The 5,667-nt window shown below is 45.0% G+C and carries 2 protein-coding genes and 1 pseudogene; 2 read left to right on the top strand and 1 reads right to left on the bottom strand.

Annotated features, from left to right (window positions below; all coding sequences use genetic code 11):
• Window positions 1–135: 135 nt before the first annotated feature.
• Window positions 136–591, bottom strand: coding sequence for an NUDIX hydrolase (locus tag P4361_RS23135; RefSeq protein WP_091007764.1), 456 nt, complete (start codon window positions 589–591; stop codon window positions 136–138).
• A gap of 213 nt (window positions 592–804) precedes the next feature.
• Here P4361_RS23135 and P4361_RS23130 point away from each other — a divergent pair.
• A pseudogene (locus P4361_RS23130) lies at window positions 805–2,670 on the top strand (fructose-specific PTS transporter subunit EIIC).
• Window positions 2,671–3,046: 376 nt separating this feature from the next.
• Window positions 3,047–5,506, top strand: a complete 2,460-nt coding sequence (locus P4361_RS23125; RefSeq protein ID WP_328091234.1) for an alpha-amylase family glycosyl hydrolase — start codon at window positions 3,047–3,049, stop codon at window positions 5,504–5,506.
• The last annotated feature ends 161 nt before the right edge of the window (window positions 5,507–5,667 follow it).

Here is a 5,667-nt window from a genome sequence, read left to right as displayed (position 1 = left end):
GAGTCTCACCTGTCACGCTAGTCCCGCAGGAGTCTCGCATCTTCCACTTCAATTAACTTTTCATTGAAGATTTTTCAAGCCAAAAAGGGGCTGCCTGAAGGTCAATTTTCGACTTTCTGGACAGCCCCTTCTTTATCAAAATGATCGATCTCGCATGTAATAGTCGATGACAAGCGGGTCAGGGCCGCCCATCGCTTCGGGAAGATGGTTCAAATCAAAGAAGCGAACATCCTGTACTTCAATCCCGTCAATTACGGTACTACCTTCATAGTCTGTACAGATATAAGCAGCGACAACGTTATATACCTCGTCTCCATGAGGATATTGATAATAAAACTCTTCACCGGAAAACACGTGAAGCAGTTCAAGGCTGCAGGCCGAATATCCTGTTTCTTCAAAGAGCTCTCTTTTCGCCGCATCCTCAAGGGTCTCTCCAGGTTCTAATGAGCCGCCCGGCAAGCCCCATAAACCGTTATCTTTCCGATGCTGAAGCAGCAGCTGTCCCTCAGCATTCAATAAAAGTACACAAGCACCTGTCATAACTATCGGCCGGCTTCCGATCAATTTTCGCAAGTCCATAATATATCCCATGATTTCAGTCCTTTAAAAAGTATTGAGAAAATTTACCGATTCATTACATTCGGCTAAATCATTCGAATTCCTGCAGCAATCATAATTGAAAACGCTTTTATATAATTCATTTTTGCCGGAACTTACGGTAAATAAAAAATCTATTTCCCGTATTTACTGAGCTACAATTGGTTCATAGATATGACAGACTAATGAACAGCGGAGGTACGGAAAATGAAGTTATTAGGAATTACTTCGTGTCCTAATGGGATTGCTCATACGTATATGGCGGCCGAAAGTTTGCGTAAGGGAGCCGAAGCGTTAGGAGTTGAAATAAAGGTAGAAACCCAAGGGTCCATCGGGGTGGAAAATGAATTCACTCCAGAAGAGATCCAGCAGGCGGACGGTATTATTATTGCTGCAGATAAAGCGGTGGATAAGAGCCGGTTTGTTGGAAAAAAAGTACTCGTCACAGGTGTACAGGATGGAATTCATAAAGCACAGGAACTTATCAAACGTTTTGAAACTGGAGATGTGCCGGAGTATAAGGGTGACATGAAGTCCATCAATGAAGTGAAGCAGGAACGTAAAGATAAGCAGAATCCATTTTACCGCCACTTGATGAACGGTGTTTCCTATATGATTCCGTTTGTTGCGGTCGGCGGGCTGCTGATCGCTTTGTCCTTGGCAATCGGAGGACATCCGACGGACAGCGGACTCCAGATTCCGAAAGATTCGGTCTGGAAGCAGATCATGGATGTCGGTTCCGCGGGCTTTACGTTTATGGTGCCGATTCTCGCTGGTTTCATCGCCATGAGTATTGCGGACCGCCCGGGGCTTGCTCCAGGGATGATCGGCGGTTATATCGCCGCTAACGGAAGCTTTTATGGAAGTGAAGCAGGTGCAGGATTCCTTGGAGGCATCTTGGCTGGTTTTGTTGCCGGTTATGTTGCGAAGTGGATCAAGTCCTGGAAGGTTCCGAGGGTCATCCAGCCGATTATGCCAATTCTGGTTATTCCTTTACTTGCTTCACTTGTTGTTGCCAGCTTGTTTATTTTTGTAGTAGGTGCACCGATTGCCAGCCTGATGGATTGGCTCACCGCCTTCCTTAATGGCATGCAGGGCGCTTCAAGCATTATCCTCGCACTGATTCTAGGTGCCATGATTTCCTTTGATATGGGCGGCCCGGTGAATAAAGTAGCGTTCCTTTTTGGAGCGAGTATGATCGGACAAGGAAATGTTCATATCATGGGTTCAATTGCGGCAGCGATTTGTGTTCCGCCGCTTGGAATGGGTCTTGCTACATTGCTCAATAAGAAAAAATACGAAAAAGCGGAACAGGAAGCCGGGAAAGCAGCATTGGCAATGGGTCTCGTCGGAATTACAGAAGGTGCTATCCCGTTTGCGGCAAAAGATCCGCTGCGTGTTATTCCAAGTATTATGGCAGGGTCGATGGTCGCTTCTACAATCGCTATGCTCGGCCATGTCGGAAACAACGTACCTCATGGAGGACCGATTGTTGCGGTGCTAGGTGCGATCAGCCATCCGCTCATGTACTTTATCGGCATTATAGCGGGCGTTGCCGTAACAGCGTTCTTGGTTAATACATTAAAGAAAAACGTAGCTTAACAGGGAGTGACAAGCATGAAACTGACAGAGTTGATGAACAAAGACCTGGTTGATGTTGACTTGAAGGGTTCAACAAAAAATGAAGTGATCGACCATATGATTGAGAAGCTGGAACAGTCCGATGCTTTGAAATCCAAGCGTAAGTTTAAAAAAGCGATTGAAAAGCGGGAGAAGGAAGGAAGCACAGGCATTGGTTTTAAGGTGGCGATCCCTCATGGGAAATCAAATGCTGTCACCTCTCCAAGAGTTGCTTTTGGCCTGAGCCGGACTGGTGTAGACTGGAACAGCGTTGATGGAGAAAACGCCCAGTTGGTGTTCATGATTGCCGTGCCGGAAGAAAGTGCAGGAAACGAACATTTAAAAATTTTGCAGATGCTTTCTATCAAACTCATGGATGAAGTATTCAGAAACGAGTTATTGAATGTGCAATCTGTAGATGAAGCGTATCAATTATTAGAGCAGATCGGATAATCAAAAAGCCTGCAGATGTAATTTCGTCTGCAGGCCTTTTTCTTTTTATTAGGCTGTTTTCGTAAACTTTGTTGCTCTTAGGAGTGGTTGATTTCCGTTTCAGGATGCTCGCTTTCCGCGATGGGTAATGTGAGCACTTTACGCCTGTGGGTCTCACCTGTCCCGCTGCTCCCGCAGGAGTCTCGCACCTTACACTCCATTCAACTTGTCAATGAAGGCTCTTTACAAATATGACCCAAAAACAACAATCTTTTAGAAAACAGCCTTTTATTAAAATAGTTATTGCATAATTCTGTCATCGCGGCTAAACTTTTAGTAAAGGTTTGTGAAAGCGTTTGCGCAAAATTGCACAAACTGCTCAAAAGGAGGAGTCTATTTGAAAAAGGGATTTGGCATATTGATGTCATTGGTGCTGCTTTTAGGGACCGTATTGGTTCAGCTGCCTAAAACGGCTGATGCGAGCAGCTATCAAAAAGTGGTAGTAAGGGGAAGTTTGTCTCCATTGGATTGGGGTTCTGACAATAATCCGCTGACAATGCAGCAGGATGGGACATGGAAGAGCAATCCGATTCCGCTTACCGGAGGCAGCAAGCTTGAGTTTAAGTACGTAAGAGACGATCAGTGGATGGATGGCAGCAATCTGGAGTTTACGCCACCACAGACAGGAAGCTATGTTTTCGTCTTTCATCCGGACGATGAAAGAAAAGTAGATATAAATCTCTTAGAAGGCAAAGGGAAAGTAACACTGAACGTGACGGTTCCAAAATCCACACCCGACTGGGCGAATGTAACCGTTGGGACAAGCTTGAACGGTTATAACTATTCAGTAACCAGCCTGAAAAAGGCGGGAGATCAGAAATATAGCATCCAGCTAACAGGTGAACCCGGCCAATCCTTCTCCTATTATTACGCGCTCGGTGATGAAAAGTATAAAGAGGTAAAAAGTGAACCGCGTAAAGCAGTATTCACCGAAGCGGGCGAGCCGGTGAATGATGAAGTAGAGAAATGGAGCGGTGTGCCGGTTGCGAAGAGCGTAACGCATAACTTTAACTATAAGCCTTTCATTCCGAACCATAAAGAAAATGTAATGGTCAAGACGACAGTAGAGCATTACGGGCAGGTGAATAAAGGCGGAATCTACTTTACAACAGACGGTTCCACCCCTGAAGGGAAAAGGGGCATTGCAAAGAACGGAACTTTTGTCCCAATGTATGCTGTCTCGAAAACAAGTCTTGGAGATGGATTATATAAGTCTGTGCTTAGTGGAACCATTCCAAAACAAAAAGACAGCACAAGGATTAAATACAAGATCGATGTTTGGAATACAGACGGCGAAGGTTCGCAGTTTGCAGACACGAACAGCATTCTGTCTGCTGACGCTACCGAATTCGCCTATTATGTAGATGACTATAAATCTCCTGAATGGGCAAAAAATGCTTCCATCTATCATATTTTTGTAGACCGTTTTATGGATGGAAATCCGATGAACAATGAGCCTGTTGATCCTAACCTTTCCTATGATGAGCGGTTAAAAGGATGGATGGGCGGCGACCTTCAAGGTGTTAAGGATAAAATTGATTACATTAAGGATCTTGGTGTCAACACCATCTGGATTTCGCCGATCTACAAAGGGCCGTATTCACACGGCTATCATCCGGCAGACTTTATGAAGATTGATCCGCGTTTTGGAAACAACAAACTCATGAAGGAAATTATTAAAGAAGCACACAAAAAGGGTATGAAAGTGGTTTATGACCTTGTTCCGAACCATACGTCCAACCAGCATCCGTTCTTCCAGGACGCCTTGAAAAATGGAACAAACAGCCCGTATTACAACTGGTACACCTTTACGAAATGGCCGACAGACTATAAAACGTTCTACGGTGTAACAGAACTTCCAGAACTGAACAACGACAATCCTGCAACTCGGAGCTATATGATGAATAAAGTCGTTCCTTTCTGGCTGAACGATCTTGGCTTCGACGGTTTCAGGCTCGATTATGCCAAGGGACCAAGCTATAGCTTCTGGGTGGATTTCAGGCATACTGTGAAAAAACTTAAGCCGAACGCTTTTATTTATGGAGAAGTTTGGGACAGCCGTGAAAAGATCAACACTTACTCCGGCAAGCTTGACGGCGCTCTGGATTTCCCGATGCAGGGCGCATTGCTTGATGTGTTCGCAAAAGGGCAGTCGATGAATGAACTGAGTGATGCGATCCGCTTGAACCAAAAAACATACAACTCAGAATATGTGATGGGAACGTTCTTGGACAACCATGATATGCCGCGCTTTTTATTCGAGTCTGGCGGTGATGTGAACAAACTGAAACAGGCAGCTGCGGCGCAGTTTACACTTCCAGGAGCACCAATCATCTACTACGGAACTGAGGTTGGCTTATCACAAAGCAAGGATCATAACAAAGTTGACGAGTGGAAGGACCGCTATTTCCGAGAGATGATGCCATGGGATAAAGCGCATCAAAATGCTTCCTTAAAGCAGTATTATAAGAAACTAATTAAACTGAGAAACGATGAACCTGCGCTCCGTACAGGAAAGTATAAAGAGTGGTATTCTGATGACCAAGTCATCATTTATGAAAGAAACAATAAGCATGACCGCTTCCTTGTTGTTCTGAACAACGGAAGTGAAGAAAAAGTAACACTGAAGAAATCATTTGATGATAAGAATGATCTCGTACTAAAGAATGTATGGAACAAAAAGGGCGTTATCCAGCTTGGAAAGAAAGACGATCTGACCATTGTCTCTAAAGCAGGATCTGTTCAGATTTTTGAAGTAGTAAAAGATAAAAAGAGCACAAAGAAAAAGGCATCGTAACTAAGAGGGGCTGTCCAAGAAGTCTGTAAGCTGTTGATTTCCGTTCCAGGGTGCTCGCTTTCCGCGGGGCGTGCGGTGAGCCTCTTGGCGCATGCGCCTGTGGGAGTCTCACCTGTCACGCTAGTCCCGCAGGACAAGGAACGCTGCGGCAGCGGTGCATC

This window comes from Fictibacillus sp. B-59209 (assembly GCF_036216745.1).
Classification (GTDB): Bacteria; Bacillota; Bacilli; order Bacillales; family Fictibacillaceae; genus Fictibacillus_C; species Fictibacillus_C marinisediminis.
This window is presented reverse-complemented; position numbering and strand designations above follow the sequence as displayed.